This window comes from Pseudomonas sp. LFS044 (assembly GCF_047978245.1).
GTDB lineage: Bacteria > Pseudomonadota > Gammaproteobacteria > Pseudomonadales > Pseudomonadaceae > Aquipseudomonas.
In genome coordinates this window covers 57,300-80,743 of sequence record NZ_JBFPFX010000028.1, presented here as the reverse complement: position 1 = coordinate 80,743, position 23,444 = coordinate 57,300, and the positions used below count along the sequence as shown (strand labels likewise).

At 62.3% G+C, this 23,444-nt stretch carries 21 protein-coding genes; 6 read left to right on the top strand and 15 right to left on the bottom strand.

The features are described from left to right. Nucleotides 1–203: 203 nt before the first annotated feature. Both ACNQPL_RS21185 and ptrR read right to left on the bottom strand, forming a co-directional pair. On the bottom strand, nucleotides 204–647 hold the full coding sequence (locus ACNQPL_RS21185) for a carboxypeptidase regulatory-like domain-containing protein (protein ID WP_416467829.1): 444 nt from the start codon (nucleotides 645–647) through the stop codon (nucleotides 204–206). 61 nt (nucleotides 648–708) lie between these two features. Continuing rightward, entirely contained in the window at nucleotides 709–1,575 is an 867-nt protein-coding gene (gene ptrR / locus ACNQPL_RS21180; protein WP_346613478.1) for a putrescine utilization regulator PtrR, read from the bottom strand. Nucleotides 1,576–1,680: 105 nt separating this feature from the next. Here ptrR and ACNQPL_RS21175 point away from each other — a divergent pair, with 105 nt between their 5' ends. After that, nucleotides 1,681–3,066, top strand: a complete 1,386-nt coding sequence (locus ACNQPL_RS21175; protein ID WP_346613256.1) for an aldehyde dehydrogenase family protein — start codon at nucleotides 1,681–1,683, stop codon at nucleotides 3,064–3,066. Between the two features lie 35 nt (nucleotides 3,067–3,101). Here the strand turns inward: ACNQPL_RS21175 and ACNQPL_RS21170 are convergent, their stop codons facing one another. Together ACNQPL_RS21170 and ACNQPL_RS21165 are read right to left on the bottom strand one after the other, a co-directional pair. Next, nucleotides 3,102–5,015 (bottom strand): hypothetical protein, encoded by a 1,914-nt coding sequence (locus ACNQPL_RS21170; RefSeq protein ID WP_416467828.1) that lies wholly within the window; start codon nucleotides 5,013–5,015, stop codon nucleotides 3,102–3,104. Nucleotides 5,016–5,055: 40 nt separating this feature from the next. Further along, entirely contained in the window at nucleotides 5,056–5,955 is a 900-nt protein-coding gene (locus tag ACNQPL_RS21165; RefSeq protein WP_416467827.1) for a helix-turn-helix domain-containing protein, read from the bottom strand. A 185-nt stretch (nucleotides 5,956–6,140) separates the two neighbouring features. Here ACNQPL_RS21165 and ACNQPL_RS21160 point away from each other — a divergent pair, with 185 nt between their 5' ends. From ACNQPL_RS21160 to ACNQPL_RS21150, 3 genes are all read left to right on the top strand, one after another. Further along, nucleotides 6,141–7,499 carry a glutamine synthetase family protein gene (locus ACNQPL_RS21160; RefSeq protein ID WP_346613253.1) on the top strand — a complete coding sequence of 453 codons (1,359 nt, stop codon included), beginning with the start codon at nucleotides 6,141–6,143 and terminating at the stop codon, nucleotides 7,497–7,499. Between the two features lie 137 nt (nucleotides 7,500–7,636). Next, the gene (locus tag ACNQPL_RS21155) at nucleotides 7,637–8,725 is read left to right on the top strand and encodes a polyamine ABC transporter substrate-binding protein (protein WP_416467826.1); all 1,089 of its coding nucleotides are present in this window, start codon (nucleotides 7,637–7,639) and stop codon (nucleotides 8,723–8,725) included. A 14-nt stretch (nucleotides 8,726–8,739) separates the two neighbouring features. Then, the gene (locus ACNQPL_RS21150; RefSeq protein WP_416467825.1) at nucleotides 8,740–10,035 is read left to right on the top strand and encodes an NAD(P)/FAD-dependent oxidoreductase; all 1,296 of its coding nucleotides are present in this window, start codon (nucleotides 8,740–8,742) and stop codon (nucleotides 10,033–10,035) included. 121 nt (nucleotides 10,036–10,156) lie between these two features. On the opposite strand, the gene ACNQPL_RS21145 is transcribed toward ACNQPL_RS21150, so the two are convergent. Beyond that, a complete protein-coding gene (locus ACNQPL_RS21145; RefSeq protein ID WP_346613250.1) occupies nucleotides 10,157–10,462 on the bottom strand; it encodes a DNA-binding transcriptional regulator in 306 nt (101 codons plus the stop codon). Then, the gene (locus ACNQPL_RS21140) at nucleotides 10,443–10,826 is read right to left on the bottom strand and encodes a type II toxin-antitoxin system RelE/ParE family toxin (protein WP_346613249.1); all 384 of its coding nucleotides are present in this window, start codon (nucleotides 10,824–10,826) and stop codon (nucleotides 10,443–10,445) included. Before ACNQPL_RS21140 ends, ACNQPL_RS21145 begins: the two co-directional genes overlap by 20 nt. A gap of 202 nt (nucleotides 10,827–11,028) precedes the next feature. Here ACNQPL_RS21140 and ACNQPL_RS21135 point away from each other — a divergent pair, with 202 nt between their 5' ends. Beyond that, entirely contained in the window at nucleotides 11,029–11,706 is a 678-nt protein-coding gene (locus tag ACNQPL_RS21135; protein ID WP_416467824.1) for a DUF3313 domain-containing protein, read from the top strand. Nucleotides 11,707–11,721: 15 nt separating this feature from the next. On the opposite strand, the gene ACNQPL_RS21130 is transcribed toward ACNQPL_RS21135, so the two are convergent. Beyond that, nucleotides 11,722–13,098 (bottom strand): L-serine ammonia-lyase, encoded by a 1,377-nt coding sequence (locus tag ACNQPL_RS21130; RefSeq protein ID WP_416467823.1) that lies wholly within the window; start codon nucleotides 13,096–13,098, stop codon nucleotides 11,722–11,724. Between the two features lie 146 nt (nucleotides 13,099–13,244). Between ACNQPL_RS21130 and ACNQPL_RS21125 the strand changes: the two genes are divergently transcribed. Continuing rightward, complete coding sequence (locus ACNQPL_RS21125; protein WP_416467822.1) at nucleotides 13,245–14,204, top strand: LysR substrate-binding domain-containing protein; 960 nt, start codon at nucleotides 13,245–13,247, stop codon at nucleotides 14,202–14,204. Between the two features lie 6 nt (nucleotides 14,205–14,210). On the opposite strand, the gene ACNQPL_RS21120 is transcribed toward ACNQPL_RS21125, so the two are convergent. The 8 genes from ACNQPL_RS21120 to ACNQPL_RS21085 form a co-directional block, all read right to left on the bottom strand. Next, the gene (locus tag ACNQPL_RS21120; protein ID WP_416467821.1) at nucleotides 14,211–15,872 is read right to left on the bottom strand and encodes a phosphoethanolamine transferase; all 1,662 of its coding nucleotides are present in this window, start codon (nucleotides 15,870–15,872) and stop codon (nucleotides 14,211–14,213) included. 91 nt (nucleotides 15,873–15,963) lie between these two features. Further along, a complete protein-coding gene (locus ACNQPL_RS21115) occupies nucleotides 15,964–17,379 on the bottom strand; it encodes an undecaprenyl-phosphate glucose phosphotransferase (RefSeq protein WP_416467820.1) in 1,416 nt (471 codons plus the stop codon). A gap of 210 nt (nucleotides 17,380–17,589) precedes the next feature. Next, nucleotides 17,590–18,360, bottom strand: coding sequence for a WecB/TagA/CpsF family glycosyltransferase (locus ACNQPL_RS21110; protein ID WP_346613243.1), 771 nt, complete (start codon nucleotides 18,358–18,360; stop codon nucleotides 17,590–17,592). Further along, complete coding sequence (locus tag ACNQPL_RS21105) at nucleotides 18,360–19,547, bottom strand: glycosyltransferase family 2 protein (RefSeq protein ID WP_416467819.1); 1,188 nt, start codon at nucleotides 19,545–19,547, stop codon at nucleotides 18,360–18,362. The genes ACNQPL_RS21110 and ACNQPL_RS21105 overlap by 1 nt, the downstream gene beginning before the upstream one ends. Beyond that, nucleotides 19,544–20,746, bottom strand: a complete 1,203-nt coding sequence (locus ACNQPL_RS21100; RefSeq protein WP_416467818.1) for a glycosyltransferase — start codon at nucleotides 20,744–20,746, stop codon at nucleotides 19,544–19,546. Before ACNQPL_RS21100 ends, ACNQPL_RS21105 begins: the two co-directional genes overlap by 4 nt. Nucleotides 20,747–20,822: 76 nt before the next feature. Then, the gene (locus tag ACNQPL_RS21095) at nucleotides 20,823–21,782 is read right to left on the bottom strand and encodes a DUF535 family protein (RefSeq protein ID WP_416467817.1); all 960 of its coding nucleotides are present in this window, start codon (nucleotides 21,780–21,782) and stop codon (nucleotides 20,823–20,825) included. A 7-nt stretch (nucleotides 21,783–21,789) separates the two neighbouring features. Continuing rightward, nucleotides 21,790–22,767, bottom strand: a complete 978-nt coding sequence (locus ACNQPL_RS21090) for a glycosyltransferase family 2 protein (RefSeq protein ID WP_416467815.1) — start codon at nucleotides 22,765–22,767, stop codon at nucleotides 21,790–21,792. 150 nt (nucleotides 22,768–22,917) lie between these two features. Continuing rightward, complete coding sequence (locus tag ACNQPL_RS21085) at nucleotides 22,918–23,442, bottom strand: serine acetyltransferase (protein WP_346613238.1); 525 nt, start codon at nucleotides 23,440–23,442, stop codon at nucleotides 22,918–22,920. Nucleotides 23,443–23,444 lie beyond the last annotated feature (2 nt).

Sequence of the window (23,444 nt, the reverse complement as noted above, 5' to 3'; positions counted from 1 at the left end):
CTTCAGTCATGCGCCAAGGCGGACAACCATGGCCTGACTGGAACGGCGCGTTGCAACAAATGTAGGAGCGGGCTTGCCCGCGATGCGCCGCGCGGGCGGCGCTCGATCTCAAGAGCGCTGAAGATCCCAAGGCAAGCGCTTCGCGATGCGCCGCGCGGGCAGCGCTCGATCTCAAGGGCGCTGAAGACCTCAAGCCAAGCACTTCATCGCCAATTGAGGTTAACCGTAGCCGGTGCCTTGCCGCTCACGGTCACCTGCTGCTGCACCGTGGCGCCATCGGCCTGCCCGATCACCTTGTACTGGCCTGGCGGCACCTGCACATACAGCAACGGGCCGGCATCCTGCACCCTCAGTAAGGACGTGCCCTGAGCATTCTGAATATCCACAGTGGCACCGCTCTGGAACTTGCCGTCCGGGCCCGTGGAGAGCTCGACGTGCAGGTCATACCCTGTAGTTTTGCGCAGGGCGTTGGCCTCGTCCTGGCCGATACCGCCTTGCACATAGCGAATACCGTTCTGCTCTTGCGGTTGCAGCTGTACCGCCTGCATATCGATCGGGGCATTGAGATCGGCCGCCGCGGCCAGGGTCCAGGGGAACGCCAGCGCGAGCAGCAGCGTGGCACCCAGGGCATAGTGATGATTACGCATGGTCAGCGCCTCCTTGAGGAGATGGCTTACCTGATATTTGATCTCTGCCCTGCGGCCGGGTTCACGCCGCCCGCCGCTCTTCGAGCAGTTTCACGAACATGCTCAGGCTGCGCGACACGGTCCCGCGACGCCACACCAGCCAGGTCTTGAGGAAGCGAAAATCTTCCGACATCGGCCAGGCGCTGACCGTGCTGCAACCGGGCATGTTGTCGAGCATGCTGCGTGGCAACATGGCCAGGCCAGCCCCGGCGCTGACGCAGGCGAGCATGCCGTGGTACGACTCCATCTCGTGGATCTTGCCCGGCACGGCCTGGTCCTGGACGAACCAGTTCTCGAAATGGTGGCGGTACGAGCAGTTGGCGCGAAAGGCGTAGATGCTCGCGCCATTCACATCCTGGGCGCGGGTCACCGGTGCGTGGTTGAGCGGTGAAATGATCACCATCTCCTCCTCGAACACCGGCATGCCCTCGAGCGTCGGGTGCAGCAGCGGGCCATCGACGAAGGCAGCCACCAGCCGCCCGGACAACACCCCTTCGAGCATGGTCCCGGACGGCCCGGTAGACAGATCCAGGTCGACCTTGGGGTAACGCTGGTTGTAAGCCGCCAGCAGTGCCGGGATGCGCACCGCAGCCGTACTCTCCAGCGAACCCAGGGCGAAGGTGCCCTGCGGGTCTTCGCCGGCCACGGTCAAGCGCGCCTCGTGCACCAGGTCGAGAATACGCCGGGTGTACTCGAGGAAGTTCCAGCCTGCAGGTGACAGCCGAAGGCGGCTTTTCTCGCGGATGAACAGCTCGACGCCGAGGTCCTCCTCCAGCTGCTTGATGCGCGTGGTCAGGTTGGACGGCACCCGATGGATGTGCTGGGCGGCGGCGCTGATACTGCCCTGCTCGGCCACGGCTTTGAAGATCTCCAGTTGCACCAGGTCCACAGTCATTCTCCAAACGTGAATGTTTCGCTCATTATTATTCAGTTTTCATTAAACCCCTAGCCCACTAGTCTGGCCTCACTGATAAACAACAACGAGTGTCCAACCATGAGCGCGATCAGCAGCCTGACCCACGCCATCTCCGTCGACCCGCACAGCGGCGAACAGATCGGCAGCTACCCCTTCGACACCGACGCCGCATTGGAAGCGGCGCTGCAACGTGCCAAGGTTGGCTACCGCCAGTGGCGCCAGGTGTCGCTGGGTCAGCGCAGCGAGTTCCTGTTGGCCCTGGCCGATACACTGCAGGCCAAGGCTGAAGCCTTCGCGCAGATGATCAGCCGCGAAATCGGCAAGCCGATCAGCCAGGCCCGCGGTGAAGTGAGCAAGTGCGTGGGCCTGTGCCAGTGGTACGCCGAACACGGCCCGGCGATGCTCGCCGCCGAACCGACCCAGGTCGAAAAGGCACGTATCGAGTACCGCCCGCTGGGCCCGATTCTGGCGGTGATGCCGTGGAACTTCCCGATCTGGCAGGTACTGCGTGGCGCCGTGCCGGCGATCCTGGCCGGCAATACCTACGTGCTCAAGCACGCACCGAACGTGATGGGCAGCGCCTACCTGCTGGGCGAACTGTTCAAGGACGCTGGCCTGCCTGAAGGCGTGTTCGAGGTGTTGAACGTCACGCCTGAAGGCGTCACCCGCGCCATCAACGACCCGCGCATCGCCGCCGTGACCCTCACCGGCAGCGTGCGCGCCGGCATGGCCATCGGTGCCCAAGCCGGTGCTGCGCTGAAGAAGTGCGTACTTGAGCTGGGCGGTTCCGACCCGTTCATCGTGCTGGCTGACGCCGACCTGGATGCCGCAGTCAAGGCAGCCGTCATCGGCCGTTACCAGAACACCGGGCAGGTCTGCGCTGCAGCGAAGCGCCTGATTGTCGAAGAGCGCATCGCCGAGGCTTTCACGCAAAAGTTCGTTGAGGCGACCCGCCAGCTGAAAGTCGGCAACCCGCTTGAAGATGACACCTACATCGGCCCGATGGCCCGCTACGACCTGCGCGACGAGCTCGATGGCCAGGTTCAGGCGACCCTCGCCGAAGGTGCCACCCTGCTGCTGGGCGGCAACAAGGTCGAAGGCGTGGGCAACTTCTACGCACCCACCGTGTTCGCCAACGTCACGCCGGACATGACGGCGTTCAAACAGGAATTGTTCGGCCCGGTAGCGGCCATTATCACTGCCCGCGATGCCGACCATGCAGTGGAGCTGGCCAACGACAGCGAATTCGGCTTGGCGTCGACCATCTACACCGCTGACTACGCCCTGGCCGAGCGCATGACGGCGGCGCTGGATACCGGTGGTGTGTTCATCAACGGTTACTGCGCTTCCGACCCCCGCGTGGCGTTTGGTGGGGTGAAGAAGAGTGGGTTCGGCCGCGAGCTGTCGCACTTTGGGGTGCGCGAGTTCACCAATGCGCAGACGGTCTGGCTGGACCGTAACTGACTAGCCATGGGGCCGCTTCGCGGCCCCAAACGGTCTCAATCCCGCACCTGATCCTTGACCCAGTCCAGCATCCCCCCGGGCACGATCAACTCATGCCGCGCCCGCGAACACGCGGTATACAACCCTGCCAGCATCCGCGCCCGCTCATTGCGGTTGCCCGCCGCCAGCGGTGCGACCATCAGCTCCGGCGATACCATCACCCGGGCGAATTCCATGTTCTTCACATCCCGCACGCGGCCCAGGAACAGCTTGGGCGCCTTGTCCCAGCGGTAGCGGCTCTTGGCCTTGGCGAAGTGCTCCGCGGTGTAGCCTTTGCGCAGCATGTTGGCCACGGCGACAAAAGCCTTGTCGTCACCCCTGTCCTGCTCCAGCGCCTGCCAGCTGGGGTAACGGAACAGCATCGGGTGGCGTGGCCGCGTACCGTGGCGGTACAGCTCGATACAGTCCTCGACGAACAGCTCGAAGTCCTTGCGTGCGCTTTTCAGCAGCACGAACGGCACGCCTTGGTGGGTCAGGCGCTGGAACCAGCCGAACAGCCCCCACTCGTCATCGACGATCAGCGCGGTCGGTTGCGTGGGCACCGTGACGGTATCGAAGAAGCTGACCCGCGTGTAATGCTCGGCACTGCCGCTGAAGGCGGCCTGGATGGCCGCCGGGTGAGCCTGGATCAACGGGTTGAGCACGTTGTCCATGGCCGGCCCGGCGCGCAGTGAATGGTCGATGTAACGCTGGCGGATGAAACCGCCATGGTGCGGGCTCAGGCCGTTGAGGTTCTGCAGCTCGTCGCCCAGGGCGATGACCGACTGCGGGCTGCGGTCCAGCACGCTGAGCATCGGCGCGGACAACTCATGCGCTTCGTCGACGATCACGTGGGTGTAGCGGCTGTCGATGAGCTCGGCCGTCAGCGACAGCAGCTTGACCCGATGGTAATCGCGCACGGGCAACTGAACCTCGCGCGATGAAGGGCGGATCAGCTCGTGCCAGTACAGGCGGGCCTTCTCCAGCAGCACTTCCTGGTCCAGCGGCGAGGTCCCCGGGCCGGCCCAGGGCAAGTGGTGCAACTGCACCTGGGTATCGCCGCTGCGGCAGAAACTGCGCACAGCCTTGATGCACAGGGCGACCACGTCGCAGGCGGCCAGCGGGCCGATGTCGGGGATAGCCAGCCATTTCACCACTTGCGCTTCCTGCGGGCGCCACGACAGTTTGGTGCGATAGGGGTCGCGCAGGCGCCAGCCGTTGCTGGTGAGGTCGCGGTTGAGGATTTCGTCGGCCAACTGGCCGAAGGTCATCGCAGTGTAGGCTGCGGCGTCTTTGACCCGCGCCTGCAGCGCCCGCAACTGGCCTTCGGTGAGGGCCAGCAGCAAGGTGCGCTGCGGGTCTAGCAGGCGCGCGAACTGGTGAATCAGGAAGGTCTTGCCGGTGCCGGCGAAACCCTGCACCGCCACCGATTCGTCCACACCGCAAAGAAATTCGCGCAGCAGGCGGTTTTGCTGGTCACTGAGCATCAGGTCGCTGGCCAGTGACGGCAGGTACACCGGGTGCAACGGGGTCACCCGCTGGCGGTAGCTGTCGGCGAACTGGAAGTTCCACTGACCGTCGGCGTCCACAAACTCGCCTGCTGGGTAGTCGACCTCCGGTGAAACCAGGCCGACGCCGTTTTCACCGAGCAAGCCGAGGCCCATGGCGAACGCCTCGCGGTCAAAGTGCTGTGCCACCTGGCCTTGAAAGCGCCCTGGGGCCGCCGCTTCGACTTCGTTGGCGATGCGTACTATCTCGGCAAAACGGCGTTCCTGGGCGTCAGCGGACACACCGGCTGGCTGGCGCGGCACATTCTGCACGAACAGCACGGCGGCCGCCTCCAGCAGGCTGGCGGTCGGGAAGTAGTCGATGGCAGTAGGCGCGCTGGCCAGGCGGTCGGCCTGGTCGCTGGGCAAGGGCAGGTAGAACATCAGGACCTCGGGTGGAAACTGCCGGGCACGATAGCAGGTTTCAGGCTCGGCCGCGCTTGAGCGTCTCGCTCGGTAACTCCTTGAACAATTGCCGATAACTCTGTGAAAACCTTCCCAAATGCCAGAACGACCAACGCATGGCGACTTCGGCGATGGTCACCCCACCCCCACGCAACAGGTCGCGCCGGGCCCCATTGAGGCGCCGCAGGCGCAGCCAGTGGGCGGGCGGCATGCCGGTAAAGGCCTTGAACGCTTGCTGCAACTGGCGCAGCGAAACGCCGGCAACATCGGCCAGCTCCAGCAGGTTCAGGGTTTCCTCCGGGCAATCTGCCGCCCACGCGCTGACCCGTTGCATGATCGCCCGCTCCTCTGCCCGCCGGCCCAGGGCGCCGCCCTGCAGCCGCTGGCAGGCGTTGTCGAGAATGAACAGGCAGTCTTCCAGCAGCTGCTCGGCCAACGCCTGCCCTTCCAACGGGCAGACTGCGTCGCCAAGGCGCGTCAGGGTGGCGCTGAGCCAGCTGCCGAACAGCGCATTCTGCCCGCTGCCAAGCGGCACCATGAACAAACCTTCGAGGCGCTGTGGGTCGAGGCCATGACGGGCGAGGAACGGCTGGTCGAACACCACGGCCACCTCCTGGTAGTTCTCCGGCGTGATCCAGATATTGCGGCTCTGTTCGTTGAGCAGGTAGAGGCTGTTTTCGCTGCGGTCGAAACAGAACGCCAGTGAACCGCTCGGGGCCCGGAAGAATTGCTCGACCCGCGTGTTCAGGCGTTCTTCGTAGACCTCCACGCCGTCAAGGCCCAGGCAACGCAACTCGCCGCTGAAATGGCCGGGCGACATCTGCCGGTATTGCTGTTGCCAACCGGGGGTGGCACGCACCTGCTCGGTCACGTCGGTGGTGTGAAAAGCCTGGACTTGCAAGGCATTGGGCGTTGTCACGCTTTGTCCTAGTTGCACTCTTTTGGTGCATTTAATGCTGAAGAAAGTGGATAGATCGCCCTGGGGGGCTGCGACCAAGATAGTCTCCAGCGCGTCACCTGGGAAGGGTTCACCCCTTTGCAAAGCCGGCAACGGCCTTCGCGGGTAAACCCGCTCCCACAACAAAACCCAATCAAGAGGTCTGTATGAACGCCCCTTTCGATCAGCTTTCCACCTGGCTGAAAGAACACCGCATCACCGAAGTCGAATGCGTGATCAGCGACCTGACCGGCATCGCCCGCGGCAAGATCGCACCGACTGCCAAGTTCCTCCACGAGCGTGGCATGCGCCTGCCTGAAAGCGTGCTGCTGCAGACCGTCACTGGCGACTACGTCGACGACGACATCTACTACAGCCTGCTCGATGCCGCCGACATCGACATGGTCTGCCGCCCCGACCCTACGGCGGTGTATCAGATACCCTGGGCCATCGAGCCGACCGCGATCGTTATCCACGATACCTTCGACAAGCAAGGCAACCCGATCGAGCTGTCGCCGCGCAACGTCCTGAAAAAGGTGCTCAAGCTTTACGCCGACCAAGGCTGGCAGCCGATCGTCGCGCCGGAAATGGAGTTCTACCTGACCAAGCGCTGCGAAGATCCCGACTTGCCGCTGCAGGTACCGCTGGGCCGCTCGGGCCGCGCCGAAAGCGGGCGCCAGTCGTTTTCGATCGACGCTGCCAACGAATTCGACCCGTTGTTCGAAGACGTCTACGATTGGTGCGAGCTGCAGGGCCTGGACCTCGACACGCTGATCCACGAAGACGGCCCGGCGCAGATGGAGATCAACTTCCGCCACGGCGACGCGCTGGACCTGGCCGACCAGATCACCGTGTTCAAGCGCACGATGCGTGAGGCGGCGCTCAAGCATAACGTCACCGCCACTTTCATGGCCAAGCCGATCACCGATGAGCCGGGCAGCGCCATGCACCTGCACCAGAGCGTGGTCGACATCGCCACCGGCAAGCCGGTGTTCGCCAACGACGATGGCAGCATGAGCGAGCTGTTCCTGCATCATATTGGCGGCCTGCAGAAGTACATCCCCAAGTTGCTGCCGATGTTCGCCCCGAACGTCAACTCGTTCCGCCGCTTCCTGCCGGACACCTCGGCACCGGTAAACGTCGAATGGGGCGAGGAAAACCGCACCGCCGGCTTGCGCGTACCCACATCCAGCCCCGAGGCAATGCGCGTGGAAAACCGCCTGCCGGGCGCCGACGCCAACCCTTACCTGGCGATTGCCGCGAGCCTGCTGTGCGGCTACCTGGGCATGGTCGAGAAGGTCGAGCCCAGCGCGCCGGTACAAGGCCGCGCCTACGAGCGGCGCAACCTGCGCCTGCCGATCACCATCGAAGACGCCCTGCAGCACATGGAGGACTGCCAGACCGTGCAGCGCTACCTGGGCAAGCAGTTCGTCCAGGGCTACGTGGCGGTCAAGCGTGCCGAGCATGAAAACTTCAAGCGTGTGATCAGTTCCTGGGAGCGTGAGTTCCTGCTGCTCAGCGTGTAACGCATCGCCGGCAAGCCGGCTCCCACAGGGGCCGGTGTTGCCAACGCTGTACCTGTGGGGGCCGGCGTGCCGGCGATTGGGCTGCACAGCAGCCCCACAACACCGAATTTAAATAACAAGACCAACGAGGTGTCGACATGCGTCATCTGCAATCCCTGATACCCGCAGCATTCACCCTGCTGTTCGGCGCCGCCGCGCAGGCCACGCCCACCGTCAGCGTGTACAACTGGACCGACTACATCGGTGACACCACCCTGGCCGACTTCCAGGCCAGCAGCGGGATCAAGGTCGTCTATGACGTGTTCGACTCCAACGAAACCCTCGAAGGCAAGCTGCTCGCCGGCCGCACCGGCTACGACGTGGTCGTGCCGTCCAACCACTTCCTGGCCCGCCAGGCACAGGCAGGCGCGTTCCTGCCACTGGACCGCAGCAAGCTGCCGAACTGGAAGCACCTGGACCCCAAGCTGCTCAAGCAGCTTGAACAGAACGACCCGGGCAACCAGTACGCGGTGCCGTACCTGTGGGGCACCAACGGCATCGGCTACAACGTTGAAAAGGTCAAGGCCGCGCTGGGTATCGAGCGTATCGACTCCTGGGCGGTGCTGTTCGAGCCGGAAAACCTGAAAAAGCTCAAGCAATGCGGCGTGGCGTTCATGGACTCGCCCGACGAGCTGTTCCCGGCCATGCTCAACTACCTGGGCATGGACCCGCGCAGCGAAAAGGCGGCGGATTACGCCAAGGCCGAAGCACGCCTGCTGGCGCTGCGCCCTTACATCACCTACTTCCATTCTTCCAAGTATGTTTCAGACCTCGCAAACGGTGACATCTGCGTGGCCTTCGGCTACTCCGGCGACGTGTTCCAGGCGGCCAACCGCGCAGTGGAGGCCAACAACGGCGTGAAGATCGCCTACAGCATCCCGAAAGAAGGCAGCAACCTGTGGTTCGACCTGCTGGCCATTCCCAAGGATGCCGGCAACCCCGACCAGGCCCTGGCGTTTATCAACTACCTGCTGGAGCCGAAGGTGATCGCCAAGGTCAGCGCCACCGTCGGCTACGCCAACGCCAACCCGGATGCCAAGGCCGACATGGACCCCTCGCTGGTCGACAACCCCGAGATCTACCCACCCCAGGAGGTGCTGGACAAGCTGTACATCTCAAGCACCCCGACCCCGCAGATCATGCGGGTCATGACCCGCTCCTGGAGCAAGATCAAGTCCAACCGCTGAGCCGAGAACGCGCCATGCCTTTCACTACTCAACACACCGCGTCGTACTACGCCGCTACTGCGCGCGATACCGCGCACTACCCCAGCCTCGACGGTGAACTGAGCGCCGACGTGTGCGTAGTCGGCGGCGGGCTGACGGGCGTGAATACCGCCCTGGAGCTTGCCGAGCGCGGCCTGTCGGTGATCCTGCTGGAAGGCCGGCGCATCGGCTGGGGCGCCAGCGGGCGCAACGGCGGCCAGCTGATTCGCGGCATCGGCCATGATGTCAGCGGTTTTGCCCGCTACGTCGGCCAGGACGGGGTGCGCTACCTGAAGCAGGCCGGCATTGATTCGGTGGCCCTGGTGGCCAAACGCATCGAGCAGTACGGTATTGCCTGCGACTTGCGCTGGGGTTTTTGCGAATTGGCCAATACGCCCGCCCAGTTCGCCGCCTTCAAGGACGAACAGGCTGAGTTGGCAGCGCTTGGCTACCGCCACGAAACACGCCTGGTCGGCCCCGAGCGGCTGCATGAAATCGTCGCCAGCGAACAGTACGCCGGCGGCCTGGTAGACATGGGCTCGGGCCACCTGCACCCGCTCGACCTGGTCCAGGGCGAAGCGCGCGCGGCCCATGGCCTGGGCGTGCGCATCTTCGAGCAGAGCCCGGTGCTGCGCATCGAGCATGGCCCTACGGTGACCCTGCACACCGCGCGCGGCAAGGTCCGGGCGCAGAGCCTGGTGCTGGGTTGCAATGCCCACCTCGACGAACTGGAACCCCGCCTGAGCGGCAAGGTGCTGCCCGCCGGCAGCTACGTAGTCGCCACCGAACCCTTGCCCGAGGCCGTCGCCCAGGCGCTGATCCCGCAAAACATGGCCATGTGCGACCAGAAAGTCGGCCTGGATTACTACCGCCTTACCGCCGACCGCCGCCTGCTGTTTGGCGGTGCCTGCCACTACTCCGGGCGCGACCCCAAGGACATTGCCGCTTATATGCGGCCAAAAGTGCTCAAGGTGTTCCCGCAATTGGCCGATGTGCGCATCGATTACCAGTGGGGCGGCATGATCGGCATTACCGCCAACCGCTTCCCCCAGGTCGGGCGGCTCAGCCAGTACCCTAATGTGTACTACGCCCAAGGCTATTCCGGGCATGGCCTGAACGTGACGCACTGGACGGCGAAGCTGCTTGCAGAGGGGATCGCCGTTGGGGAAAGTCAGGGGCTGGATGTGTTCAGTGCTGTGCCACACCTGACCTTCCCGGGCGGCAAGGCATTGCGCTCGCCGCTGCTGGCGTTGGGGATGTTGTGGTATCGGTTGCGGGAGGTGTTGGGGTAGTAACCTTTGACGGTGGGCATGCGGCTCGCCGCCTGCAAATTTCGGAAACTACTTCAAGACAACGATGCATCTTCTTGATTAGTAGACGTTTTTACGGAAATGGCACGAGTTCACAATGCAATCAAAGGATTGCTTGCAAGCCTTTGATTGCAATGACATTTAGCAATTTGAGCGCAGGGCCGGCCGGGCGCGTTTCCCCTTGCTCCCATTTACGAATGGTCGACGCGCTCGTATGCAAATGCAGCGCAAAGACCGGTTGGCTGAAATTCAGCGTTTCGCGTAACCGCCGGATATCAAGGGCGCTGAAATCCCGCACAGGTGCAGGACACAGCATTTCGAAATCCCTGAGGGTCACCTTGCCAACAGCTCCTGCTTCATGGAGGGCTTCAAGATCCTCCCGTAACGATTCAACAAGCTTGCTGCTCACAGCAGACCTCCATTAACACACCTGATTTCAATGCCCTGTACAGTGCCAGCGGTGACAACTCCAGGAAAACCCTGCCAGCAAAGCGCAGCGCCTTCTGTTCTTCCAACGAAATATTGGCCTTGTCGCACTTGGCGAAGCCGTGCAAAAAAACATACCGGTTACCCACACGCGCAGAAAGGAGGGTTCGGTAGCCACCGCGCTTGCCGCAGCCATGCCTCGCTACTCGCTTCTTGTACAGGTCACCACCGAGGGCGGCATCGACCAAGCCCCTGCGCATTTCGTCCACTGCATGGCACAACATGCCGTCAGTAAGCCCCTGCGCCGCTTGCCACCGCGCGAAATCCTTGCGCTTCAACACGTCCATGAATGCTTCCTCAAAACTATACCCGTTGCGGGCATATTTTCCATTAATACTCACAGAAGCAAAGATGGCGAATTCGCCCCGTGTCGTAGGAGGCTTCGCTTTGAAGGGGTGAGCTAAAGGTCAATCACGGGTTGACCACTGGCCAACCGCCGCGCACCTGCTAGCGTTGTTCTGGCCACCCCCTCATGGACGCATCACCATCATGAAATCACTGCCTCGCATCACCCTGTTGTGCGCTGCTTTGCTCGCCGTGGCCGCCTGCTCGAGCAACCGCGTGGACCCGAAGGACTATTCAGGTTTCCTTCAGGACTACAGCCGACTGCAGCCAGCTGAAAGCCCCTCAGGCGCGCCGGTGATGCGCTGGATCGACCCGAAGGTCAGTGCCAGCCAGTACACCCAGATTTTCATCGAACCCAGCCAGTTCTATCCCAAGCCTCAACCCACCGCAGTCATCTCCGCACAGACCCTGCAGGAAATCACCCGCTACTTCAATGAGGCTCTGCGCCGTGAAATGGGCAGCGTGCTGACACTGGTCAAGGCCCCCGGCCCTGGCACGATCGTGGTGCGCCCGGCGATCACTGCCGTATCGACCGGCAATGAAGGCCTCAAACCCTACGAAGTGATCCCGATCGCGCTGGTTGCGGCCGGGGTGAATACCGCCATGGGCGGTCGCGATCAGGAGGTGGACGTCGGCGTGGAGGCCGCATTCCTCGATGGCGCCAGCCAGAAGGTACTGGCGCAGGTGGTGCGCAAGGGCACAGGCAAGGAACTGGAAAACGATACCCAGAAACTCACCCTGAACGACGTCAAGCCTGTGCTCGATGGCTGGGCCAAGGACATGCGTAGCAGCTTCGTGGCCCTGCGCAACAAGGCCAAATGAGCCAGTGACGGCTGATCAGCACTCCACAAAGGCGACCGCAAGGCCGCCTCTGGAGGTTTCCTTGTAGTTGGCATGCATGTCCGCACCCGTGTCACGCATCGTGCGGATAACCCGATCCAGCGAGATGAAGTGCTCGCCATCACCCCGCAGGGCCATCTGAACAGCATTGATGGCCTTGACCGCAGCAATCGCGTTGCGCTCGATGCAGGGCACCTGGACCAACCCGCCGACCGGGTCGCAGGTCAGCCCGAGGTTGTGCTCAAGGGCAATTTCGGCGGCGTTTTCCAGCTGTGGCGGCGTGGCGCCCAGTACTTGGGCAAGGCCGGCCGCGGCCATCGAACAGGCAGACCCCACCTCACCCTGGCAGCCTACCTCTGCACCGGATATAGAGGCGTTTGTCTTGCACAGGATGCCTACAGCGGCAGCAGCCAGCATGAATGCCACCACGTCATCGTCACAGGCCTCGGGGTTGAACTTCATGTAGTAGTGCAGGACCGCAGGGATGATGCCCGCCGCGCCATTGGTCGGTGCGGTGACCATGCGCCCGCCAGCGGCGTTTTCTTCGTTGACCGCCAGGGCAAACAGGTTTACCCACTCCATGGCACTCAAGGTCGAGCCGATGACGTTGGGCTTGCCCAGCTCCTGCAAACTGCGGTGCAGGCGCGCTGCGCGGCGCTTGACGCCCAGGCCGCCCGGCAGGATGCCTTCGTTGCGCAAGCCATTGTCGACGCACTCGCGCATCGCCGCCCAGATCTGCAGCAAGCCTTCACGCACCTCGGCCTCAGGGCGCCAGGCGCACTCGTTGGCCATCATCAGCTGTGCCACGCTCAGCTGGTGGGCCTTGCACAGGGCAAGCAGCTGGGCCCCACTGGAAAACGCGTAGGGCAGCGTGACGGCATTGGCCTCGGCCTGTGGTGCATCGATTTCGCCCTGCTCGACGATAAAACCACCCCCTACCGAATAGTAGGTCTGGCACAACAGGCTGGCCTGCCCGTCCAAGGCCTCCAGGCTCATGGCGTTGGGGTGATACGGCAGGTTCTCGTCCAGCAGCAACATGTCGCGGGCGTAGACGAAGGTCAGCGGCTGGCTGCCATCGAGCATCAGGCATTGCTCCTGCATCACCTGGCCGATACGCGAATCGATGGTGGCCGGGTCGATCCGGTCCGGCCACTGCCCCATCAGGCCGAGCAGGCAGGCACGATCAGTGGCATGGCCCACCCCGGTGGCCGACAGCGAGCCATACAGGCGCACCTCGACACGGCTCACCTGGCCCAGCAGCCCCTGCGCTCGCAAGGCCTGGGCGAAGGTCGCCGCTGCCCGCATCGGGCCGACTGTGTGGGAGCTGGACGGGCCTATGCCAATTTTGAAGAGGTCGAAAACACTGATAGCCATGCTAATGCCTGACCGCGTCGGCCTGAAACGCCGATACGCGGCTAACTGAGTAAATTGAACGCAACTGCGGATTTGCGCGATACTGACGCGCTCAGTCGTTGATGACCAACGAAACTTTCTAAGCAAGGCTTTAGTGGAGCTAAACGATGCGACGACAGCTCAACGGCCAGATGTTCGTCTGGCTGCATGTCTTTTCCTGTGCGGCCCGGCACCTGTCGTTCACGCGCTGCGCCGAGGAACTGCACATTACCCCCGGTGCAGTCAGCCAACAGATGCGCCAGCTGGAAGAGCGCCTGGGCTACCGGTTGTTCCTGCGCCGCGCCCGCGGCGTTGAATTGAGCGCCGAAGGCCAGCGCCTGGCGCAGACGGTTGCCGAGGCCTATGGCAGCATCGAGGCCGAGCTGTTGCGCCTGGACGCCGGTGAAATCCGTGGAACCCTGCGCCTGCGCTCAATCCCCTCGTTCCTGGCCAAGTGGCTGACACCGCGGCTGCCGCGGTTCCAGCAGCGCTACCCAGACATCGAGCTGCGCCTGGTGGCCGAAGACAGCGCGCAGGCACTGCACCCGGGCGACTTCGACCTGGCCATCGACCTGAATGACGGCAGCTACCCCGGCATGCTCTCGACGCCGTTGCTGGACGAACAGATCTTTCCGGTCTGCTCCCCTGCCCTGCTGCGTGGCCGGCCACCGCTGCACGGGCCTGCGGACCTGGCGCATTACCCATTGCTGCACGACATCACCGCCTGGCGTGGCAGCTCGGATTTCGCCGAATGGGAGTTCTACCTGGAGGGCATTGGCTCACCCGGCCTGGATGTGCGACGCGGGCACACCTTCAACCGCAACCACCTGACCATCGAAGCGGCGATTGCCGGGGTAGGCGTGGCGATTGCGCGGCGCACGCTGCTCAATGAAGAACTGGAGCGAGGCGCCCTGATCGTGCCGTTCGGCGTGCCGATCGCCAACCACAAACGTTATGTGGTGCATTACCCACCTGGCGGCCTCAACCAGCCGGGGGCACGCGCGGTGCACGACTGGTTGGTGGCTGAAGCGAAGACGTTTCTTGCTCAGCATCCCATTCAAACAGACACGGCCAACAACGGGCCATGAGTGTGATCATTCGGCCGCGACCCGTTTCACATCGAAGTCGAACGACGGAACGTAACCGGTGCCGAGCAGGTACGGGCATTGCGACGGGACGAAATCGTTGCTCAGCAAGTCGTGAGTGCTGTCGTAACCTGGCATCGAAATACCGGTGATGGTCAACAGCGTATGCGGCAAGGAGGAAATGCTGATGCGCTGCCCTTCCCTCTCTTCAAGTTTCTGCAGCTTTTGCGCCTGCTGCTGAGGCAGGTTGGCAGAGGCCCAGATAAACGCCGCCACCGAAAGATCATACTCATTGCCCATGCCGTGGCCGAGCAGGCCACGGCTGTCATCCAGCAAGTTTTCACCATGGTCTGACGAATAGACCAGCAGCGCCTTGCGTTGGCTGGCCTTCAACTGCTCGATGATCGTGCCTAGCAGCCAGTCGGTGTACAACACCGAGTTGTCGTAGTTGGCGGTAATCCTGTCCTTGGCACTGTCCGTTGCAGGCGTGAATTTGGCGAATTCACGCGGGTAACGCCGCGCGTAGTCGAAATGGCTGCCTTTGATATGGATGAAGATCGCCTGCTTCTGCCCCGCCCCCTGCTGAATTATTTTTTCATACGCTGAAATCAACGCCCCATCGTAGCTGCGTTCAAAATACTGACGGTTTTGCGCCTCGGCGGCAATTTGCGGAATGATCCCGCCAAAACTGTCGACCTCCTGCGATGACAGCCAGTAAGTCTTGTAGCCGGCCGCACGGTAGATGCCGACCAGGGATTTGGTCGAGGCAATCAGGTCCCAGTGCTTGATGGGCTCGAGGCTGAGCAGCGAAGGCACCGCGACCGAGGTGTAAGGGGCGGTGGTGCACATGCTGCTGAACTTGAAAACCCCCGTCTCTTTATCAAGGTTGGGCGTGGTTGCATTGGGGTAGCCGAACAGCGACCAGTTGTGCGGGCGCGAGGATTCGCCAATCACGAACACCAAGGTCTCAATACCGGGCTGGTCCGATATCGACGTTATATTGACTTCGGACTCCAGGCGCTGCTTGATGTACTTTTTCGATTCTGTGTACAAGCTGGCGGTCAATCCGATTTGTGACAGGTAGCCGACCGGCGTACTTTGGTCTTTTGCCGCCAGGTCGAGAACGGCGCTCTTGCCGAACGAATTGAGTTTCACGGTTTTATAAAAGTAGGCACCGTAGCCGACCAGCAAGGCACCGATTGCGAAACAGAAAACAGTTTTGCTCTTGTATAACGTGCGCCGGTAAAGGCCCGCTAGGCCGACGCCATAACACAACATCAACACCAGCAATACCGTAATGATCGAAGACCCGTAGGTACTCAGAAAATCGCCCGCTTCCTTGTAGTTGGTCAGGCCGATGAAAAGATAAGCGGCCGTCAACCTCGAGCCGAAGTTGAGTACCAGGAACAGGTCTACGCTCGCCACCAGATAAAACGGCAGCAAATACACATGAACCTTGAATTGGTTGCCTGAAACGAAGCGTATTGCCAGCAGCCACAGCAGTGAAATGCCAAGCGTGTAGTACACCAGCAGGTCCGTTTTCGAGCACCTGCAGTCTGCCAGCAACCTGATCAGCAACGGCGACAGCAGGAACGACCACAACAACAGAGTCGGCCATTCTGCCTTCGCTACCTTCGCCGCACCCTCACCAAACCGGGACCTGCTTTTCATATTCGATGACCCGGATGAGCGCGTGAACGCGGGTGAATGTCCTGTAGGCGCAGGCAAGCCAGCGCCTGCACACACAGTTTTCTTACAGACCCTAGTAAGCCTGCTTGCCGGTGAAGGCATTGAGCGTTCGTACCAGGATCACGAAGTCGAGCCACAGCGACCAGTTGTTGATGTACTCGATGTCCGAATTCACCCGCTGGATCATCTGTTCGATGTCCTTGGTCTCGCCTCTGTGGCCACGCACCTGCGCCAGGCCGGTCATGCCAGGTTTGATGTTGTGGCGGGCGAAGTAGTCGACGATGTCCTGGGAATACAGGGTGTCATGCTGCAGCGCATGTGGGCGTGGGCCCACCAACGACATTTCGCCCGTCAGTACATTGAACAGCTGGGGCAGCTCATCCAGGCTGGTGCGGCGAATGAAGGCACCCACCCGCGTCAGCCTGGGGTCATTCTTCTGCGCCTGCTGCACCACGCCACTCTCAGGCTGGTGCACCCGCATGCTGCGAAACTTCCAGATACGGAATGATTCCCCCGTCCAGCCCGTGCGTTCCTGGCGGAAGAACACAGGCCCGGGGCTGTCGAACTTGATGACGGCGGCCACCACCAGCAATACCGGTGAGGCGCACAGCAGAATGAACGCCGCCAGCACCCGGTCTTCCAGGTTCTTCAGGAACAGGCTCATCCCGGTCAGCGGTGTTTCAGACAAGGTCAGCACCGGAATACCGGCAATTTCACGCACACTGTGGTTGATCAGCCGCAGGGAGAAGATGTCCGGCACCCAGTTGACGGCGATGCACTTGTCCAGCAGCCTCAGGTAGACGTCGTTGATCAGTTCAGAGCCGCCAAGCGGCGTTACCAGGTACACCGTGCGGATCGCCTGCTTGGCGATAATCTCATCCAGGTCGCCAATGCGCCCCAGCACTGGCAAACGCAGTTTTGTATCGCCCGTGTCCTCCCCGTCGGCTTCATCAATAAGCACACAACCCACTACCCGTTCACCGAACCACGGGTTATTGCTGATCTTCTGATAAAGGAAGTTGGCCAGATCGCCACCACCGATAATCAAGGCATTGTCCAGGCGGGCACGCGCGGTAAAACGCTTTTGCAGTTCACGCATGACAATATGCAACAGCAACTGAACGACGTAGCCAATAACAAACAGCTGGCCAACCAATAACCGGGAATAGGTTTCACTTTGTTTGGTGACGAACGCGATCACCACTAAAAAACAGAACGTTGCCGACCAGGCCTTGAATAACCTGAAGGCTTTGACCGACAACCCCACGTTGCTTCGGTAAATGGCGTAATGGTCGTAAATGACCGCCAACGCACCAATCAGCAACAGCAGCATGATTACATAGTCAGAGGTAATGTAACCGAACCGATCATATATCAAGTACCACGCCACACCGGTGACAGCGATTCCATCGAGCCCTGCTTGAATGGCGTTACTCACGCTGCTTCTACGCTGGAGCAAGGAACGGCTGCTTCTAGGCTCGAATACCATTATGAGGCCTCTTTTTCAGGTGCGCGACTTACGCATGCCCATTACATCAATGCGATAAAACCAACCTTAGATTTAATACAAAATCATTAAATTCAACGTACGGCACCCCACGCCATTGCTTTCACTGTAGCAGCACACCGCCAGCAGCGCCGGTGGCCAATCCTTCATGCCGTCCGTTCTGGCGTTTTCACCCTGTCCAGCCAGCGCCCTTCAGATCCGCCCGGGCTTGCCTTGAGCACCTGGAAAGGTCGCTTTCGAGCACATCAGCGCGCGCAGCAGGAAAAGCGGGTTGCCAACCACATAGCGGACAAACAGCCGCTTGGGCTCCCTGCATAACCGGTAAAGCCACTCGCCACCCAGCCGGCGCAGCCAATTCGGTGCCCGTGTCACCTTGCCGCCGATGAAATCCAGAATCGCCCCGCCGCAGACGATCAGGCAGGGCCTGCCAATGTCGGCCAGTCGCGCGGCGACGTTTTCCTGTTTAGGCATACCCATGCCCAGCACGATCAGCTCCGGCTGTAGCGCCGTGGCCAGCTCGAGATAGGTTTCGGCCCCGGAGAACCCGTCGTGCACCGAAACCACCTGCACGCCGTACAAGGCCTCGCTGCGCTGCGCTGCCTGGGACAGGTAAGGTTCCTGTGTACCCCAGAACGCCACCCGCCTGCCCTCGTACGCTGCCAGTAACTCGGGAATGAAGTCGGTGCCATTCATGTTCAAACCGGGGGCCAGACCCAGGCGCCGGTACAGTATTGCGATCCCCGAGCCATCGCGCAGCAGCACGTCGGCGGCCGCCAGCGCCTCGCAGTAGTGCTTGTCGGCGGCCACCAGATTCATCGCATGGGCATTGACGAAGCCGAGCACGGTAGCGGTTTGCGGAGCACGCAGTGCCTCGAGTACCTGCTGCTCGTCGGCCGCGTCACTGACCACGCGCAACTTGCCGATGATCGACTTCCAACGTTTGAGCCAAGCCCAGTCACCCATCAGTTGTCATCCCGTTTTGAACGCACCCATTCCACCTGGCGCTTGAGCAGAAACCCGAGGTACAGGGGAATCTTCTTCGCCGCGTAGAACGGCGCATACAACAGCACGGAAAACGGAATCAGCTCACGCGAGAAGCGCCACCAGGCCAGCAGCACCGCGGCACCCAGCAAGGCCAGGCTGACCGTGGCGATCACCGCCGGCAGCACGATACCCAGCGCCAGCAACGCCAGCCAGGCCACCGTGAACACCACCATCATGGCCAACGACAGCAACGCCAGTGGCGGGACCAGCAGGTCGACGGTCATGGCCAACAAAGGCCAGTTGCGCTGCGCCAGCGCGCGGCCGATCAACCCTGGCCCTTCTGCCAGCACCAACCCCAAATGGCCATGCTCCCAGCGCGTACGCTGGCTGGTCAGGCCTTCCTGGCTGCTGGGGAACTGGCTGGTGACTTGCGCTGCCGGGCAGAACAGCGGCGGCTTGCCGTCACGGCAAAGCTCCAGGCCCAGCTTGATGTCTTCGACCAGATGGCCGGTCGCCAGATTAGCAGCGGTGACATCCTGCCAGCTGAACGCCATCCCCGCGCCCATCAACTGGCACGGTAGCCCCAGCCGGGTCCAGCCGCGCGGGCGTACCAGGTTCTTCACGCGCCAGGCAAACTCGGCGACCTGAACCTTGAGCCCCGCCCCTGCAGGCGCATGCATCAGGTAAAGCGACTGCGCCGGCCGCCCGGACTCGATGCAACAGTGGGCCAGGCGCTCGACCGTGCCCGCGCTCACCTGGCAGTCCGCGTCGATGATCACCACCACATCCGGCGGCGCCTCGGCCAGGTGCCGTACACCGTAGTCCAGGGCGTAGCCCTTGCCCCGCAGCTGCGCGTGCTGGCGCTCGATCACTTGCGCGCCGGCGGCACGCGCCAGTGCCGCGGTGTCGTCGGTGCAGTTGTCCGCCACTACCAGCAGCTGATCACCCTCGACCAGTTGCGGGCGAATAGTGGCGAGTGCCGAGGCAATCACCGACGCCTCGTTGTGCGCTGGCACCAGCACCGCTACCCGCGGCCGCGGCCCCTTGAATGCAGGCACAGGCCGCGTCGGCAAGCAGGCCAACAGCACCTGGACCAACAGCACCAATACCGGCAACAGCACCAGCAGCGCCAATATGCCCAGTAGCCAACTCAATAAAGTCATCATGCAGTTGCCTTGAAATAGCTGACCAGCCTGGCCGCTTCAGTGTCGATGTCGTGACGTTGCAGCACGCGCTCATACGCAGCTTCACCCATGCGCTGCAGGGCCTCGGCAGGTTGCGCCAGGCAGTCCGCCATGGCCGTGGCCAGCTCCTCGACAGCGCCTGCCGGGAACAGCCAGCCGTTTTCACCCTGGCGAACCAACTCGGGGATGCCCGCGACATAAGTGGTCAGTACCGGACGGCGCAGGGCCATCGCCTCCATGATCACCACCGGTAACCCTTCGGCAAAACTGGGCAAGACCAACGCCCGGGCGGCGAGGATTTCTTCGCGCACCTGGGCGCTGCTGATCCAGCCGGTGACGCGCACTTGCGCCTGCATGCCATGGCGCGCGATCAGGGCATCGATCTGTTCGCGCATCTCACCATCACCGGCCAACACCATTTCCAACGCCACGCCCTTGGCCAGCAGCAGGCGCGCAGCTTCCAGCAACAGCAGCTGGCCCTTCTGTTCGCACAGGCGCCCCACGCATACCAGCCGCGGCGCGGCCGGGGGGGCAACGGCAGCGCCCTCGTGGAAGCTGCGCTCCAGGCCGCAATGCACCACCTTGACCTTTACCCAGTGCTCGTGGGCCACCCAGCGGAACAGCTGGCTACGCCCGTAAGAGCTGACCGCCGCGACGAAGGCTGCGCGGCGGACCTTTTCCCCCATGTGCAGGAACTGCGGTTTGTCGAACTCCTCCGGGCCGTGCACGGTAAAACTGTAACTGGGCCCGCCGAGCGCATTGGCCAGCATCACCACTTCGGTGGAGTTGGTGCCGAAATGCGCATGCACGTGCTCGGCACCGAAGGCGTGCAACCACTGCACGACAAGGCATGCCTCGGCCAGGTAGACCAGGTGATATGGCCAGGCGCGGTCGGCCCGCAGCCCCATGCGCAGGGCAAGGCCCAAAGTGGAGAGAAAACGCCGAGGGTCAGCGCGCAGTGCCTGGAACATCGGTTTCATCAGGCCCTTGACGCCATCTTGCAGCACGTAGCGGGTTTTCTCCCGCTCGGCTAGGTCCTCGCTGTCGTGCAGTTCGGCATTCCAACCCCGCAAGGCAATGCGTGACACCTCGATGCCCTGACGCTCGAGCGCCAGGATCTCGCGCCGGATGAAGCTGTGACTGACCTTGGGATACTGATTGATGAAATAAGCAATGCGCATACGCCCCCAAATCGAAGTCCGTTTACCGAATGGCCAGGTCGACTCCGCGAGACCCTGGCCTTCTTCTTGCTGTTCGTCACTGACTGCAGGCCAGTTGTGAATGCAGCGGCAGCTCTTTTTGCCCGGTCTTACGGGGCAGCGCTGCTTCTATCCTGGCAAACACATCGTCCAGCAGTTCATTGCGCCTGCGGTACATGGCACGTTTCTTTGGCGCGATGTCCTCCAGGGTGCGCTGTGCCGGCGCCATCGGCACGGCGAAAAAATCCTCGCGCGTCGAGCCTTCGGCGCCGTTCTCCTGCCATATCACATCATAGTTGGCGGCCAGGTCCTGGGCCTTATCAATACCGAAATACGGGTGGCGGTGATGCCGGCACTGGTCAGTCACAGCATAGATGTGCGTGGCCCCAATCGCTCTGGCCAGGCACTTGAGGGCTTCGACCAGGAAGCTTCTGGGGCGCAGCCCTTGGAAATCCTTGGTCAGGTCGCGGTAGATGTTCAGCGACGTTTCGCTGTCGATGCCCTTGTGGATGCCCTGCACCGCGCCAATGAACAGGCACAGCCCACCCTCGGCGCGGCACAGCGTGAACGCCAGTGACGCCACGCGCAGGTCAGCCTGAAAAAGGTTGAGTACCAGCTCCCCTTCGCGCTTGAACCAGATGGGCCGGTCCAGCACCAGGGTGCAGCCACTGGCGTAGCTCGACAGGTCGCAAACCACTCGGCTTTCGTCACGCCCCAGCAGCAACAGTGCAGGGAAATCCTTGGCGACCACTTCGTAGTGCGACGCCACCACCTCGAAACGCTCGGGTGCCTCCCAGCATTTGCTGATGTAGGGCCATTGCACCATGCCGATGCAGTCCACCCCCAGCCTGGCGAAACGCTCGTCGCCCAGTGCACCCGACATGCGCTGGATGAACGCGCGCAGCTGCGGCCACTGCGTGATCATCGCTGCCGTCAACTTGCGCTTGTTGTTCAGCGCCCGTAACGAGTAGCCGGGCTGCAAGGTGAGCACACTTTTCGCTAACGATGTGAAAATCATAGGCATCTCATTTGTACTCGATCAACACCGGCTTGCTGGCCGCGTGGCGGTTAAGCAGGAACTTCACCTGGCCGAGCATCTCCGGGAATTTGCCCAGCACCAGAAACACCGCCTGCAAGCCGTTCTCACGCGCCGACCTGCCGCCACGCCGCGCCAGCCGCAGCATTTGCAGCGGGTAGAGCAACAGCAGCAGCAGCCCCCAAGGCCCCAGCCACACACTGGCAAAAACAATCAGCAGCGGAATGCCCAGCCCCCAAAACCAGGCGCGCCGCGACTCGCGCAACCAATGGCGCTCTGGCGGCGCGCCATGCAGGTAGGCGCCCTCTGCGTAGGCATAACCTGCCCGCAGGCTACGCCGCCACCACTGGCCGAAGCGGGTCATGGCCGCATCGTGCAGGGTCATTTCGGCGCCCAGGCGCCAGACTTTCCAGCCAGCGGCGCGCAGACGCACGCACAGCTCGGGTTCTTCCCCGGCTATCAGCTCCGGCCGATACCCAGACACCGACAGGAAGGCATCTACGCGCATCAGCGCGTCGCCACCACAGGCCTTGGCCTCGCCCAGCGGCGTGTCCCACTCCAGGTCGCAGAGCAGGTTGTAGATCGAGTGCTGGGGAAACCGTTCGCGGCGCCGGCCGCAGACCACCGCCACCTGGGGGTGCGTGTCGAGAAACGCTTGTGCCTTGGCCAGCCAGCCGGCATCTACCTCGCAATCGCCATCGACGAACTGCACATGGCGGATTGCTGGCAGCGATTTCTGCAGGCAGGCGAAGCCTTCGTTGCGCGCGCGCGCAGCGGTGAACGGTATCGACATGTCCAGCGCCAGCACCTCGACACCCAGCGCCGACGCCCGCGCCACGGAGCCGTCGGTGGAGCCGGAGTCCACATAAACCACCTTGTCCGCACGCCCGGCCAACGACGCCAGGCAGCGCTCAAGGCGCTGGCCTTCATTACGGCCGATCACCACCACTCCAATGCCTGTCACCATGGGGCCTCACTCGCGCGCTTGACGGAACGACCCATTTGCGCGGCCATTCATTGGCTAGGCTCTGTACGAAAAGCCTTGATACTTGTCCATGCTGCGTTGAAAGCAGCCTCGCCTGCCCTGCGTCTCAAGCCTTTTCGTACAGAGCCTGAATCATGAGCACTCCATGGCTTCGCTGTGCTTTCTGGCCTTGATGGTCGCGGGCACGCCTACCGCCAGCGAGTTGTCGGGCACATCGATCAACACCACGGCGTTCGAGCCGATCGCCACATTGTTGCCAATGCGGATGTTGCCAAGCACCTTGGCCCCAGCGCCGATGTCGACGTTATTGCCAAACACCGGTGCTATCGGTTCGTTGACGTTCTTCAGGCCGACCACCACGCCATTGCGAATCCGGCAGTCGTCGCCAAATCGAGCATAGCCGCTGATGACAATCCCGCCGAAATGGTCAATGACGAAGTTGCGGCCAATCACCACCTCGCATGGCAGCTCGACCCCGGTGATGATCTGCACGAACTTGAACAGCACCTTGTAGACAAACGACAGTAGCTTGCGCAAAAGCGCCGGCCGCACGCCATAACGCCAGCGGCCAAAGCGGTACACCACCAGCACCCAGAAACCCTGGGCGCCCCAATCGCCACCGTGTGCGCGCAAGTCCGCGCGAATGTTATCGAACATGG

What these genes read in the sequence shown, in the direction of transcription:
- ACNQPL_RS21185 (WP_416467829.1), bottom strand. Translation starts at nt 647, where the DNA reads ATGCGTAATCATCACTATGCCCTGGGTGCCACGCTGCTGCTCGCGCTG.
- ACNQPL_RS21175 (WP_346613256.1), top strand. Translation starts at nt 1,681, where the DNA reads ATGAGCGCGATCAGCAGCCTGACCCACGCCATCTCCGTCGACCCGCAC.
- ACNQPL_RS21170 (WP_416467828.1), bottom strand. Translation starts at nt 5,015, where the DNA reads ATGTTCTACCTGCCCTTGCCCAGCGACCAGGCCGACCGCCTGGCCAGC.
- ACNQPL_RS21160 (WP_346613253.1), top strand. Translation starts at nt 6,141, where the DNA reads ATGAACGCCCCTTTCGATCAGCTTTCCACCTGGCTGAAAGAACACCGC.
- ACNQPL_RS21155 (WP_416467826.1), top strand. Translation starts at nt 7,637, where the DNA reads ATGCGTCATCTGCAATCCCTGATACCCGCAGCATTCACCCTGCTGTTC.
- ACNQPL_RS21150 (WP_416467825.1), top strand. Translation starts at nt 8,740, where the DNA reads ATGCCTTTCACTACTCAACACACCGCGTCGTACTACGCCGCTACTGCG.
- ACNQPL_RS21140 (WP_346613249.1), bottom strand. Translation starts at nt 10,826, where the DNA reads ATGGACGTGTTGAAGCGCAAGGATTTCGCGCGGTGGCAAGCGGCGCAG.
- ACNQPL_RS21135 (WP_416467824.1), top strand. Translation starts at nt 11,029, where the DNA reads ATGAAATCACTGCCTCGCATCACCCTGTTGTGCGCTGCTTTGCTCGCC.
- ACNQPL_RS21130 (WP_416467823.1), bottom strand. Translation starts at nt 13,098, where the DNA reads ATGGCTATCAGTGTTTTCGACCTCTTCAAAATTGGCATAGGCCCGTCC.
- ACNQPL_RS21125 (WP_416467822.1), top strand. Translation starts at nt 13,245, where the DNA reads ATGCGACGACAGCTCAACGGCCAGATGTTCGTCTGGCTGCATGTCTTT.
- ACNQPL_RS21120 (WP_416467821.1), bottom strand. Translation starts at nt 15,872, where the DNA reads ATGAAAAGCAGGTCCCGGTTTGGTGAGGGTGCGGCGAAGGTAGCGAAG.
- ACNQPL_RS21115 (WP_416467820.1), bottom strand. Translation starts at nt 17,379, where the DNA reads ATGGTATTCGAGCCTAGAAGCAGCCGTTCCTTGCTCCAGCGTAGAAGC.
- ACNQPL_RS21110 (WP_346613243.1), bottom strand. Translation starts at nt 18,360, where the DNA reads ATGGGTGACTGGGCTTGGCTCAAACGTTGGAAGTCGATCATCGGCAAG.
- ACNQPL_RS21105 (WP_416467819.1), bottom strand. Translation starts at nt 19,547, where the DNA reads ATGATGACTTTATTGAGTTGGCTACTGGGCATATTGGCGCTGCTGGTG.
- ACNQPL_RS21100 (WP_416467818.1), bottom strand. Translation starts at nt 20,746, where the DNA reads ATGCGCATTGCTTATTTCATCAATCAGTATCCCAAGGTCAGTCACAGC.
- ACNQPL_RS21095 (WP_416467817.1), bottom strand. Translation starts at nt 21,782, where the DNA reads ATGATTTTCACATCGTTAGCGAAAAGTGTGCTCACCTTGCAGCCCGGC.
- ACNQPL_RS21090 (WP_416467815.1), bottom strand. Translation starts at nt 22,767, where the DNA reads ATGGTGACAGGCATTGGAGTGGTGGTGATCGGCCGTAATGAAGGCCAG.
- ACNQPL_RS21085 (WP_346613238.1), bottom strand. Translation starts at nt 23,442, where the DNA reads ATGTTCGATAACATTCGCGCGGACTTGCGCGCACACGGTGGCGATTGG.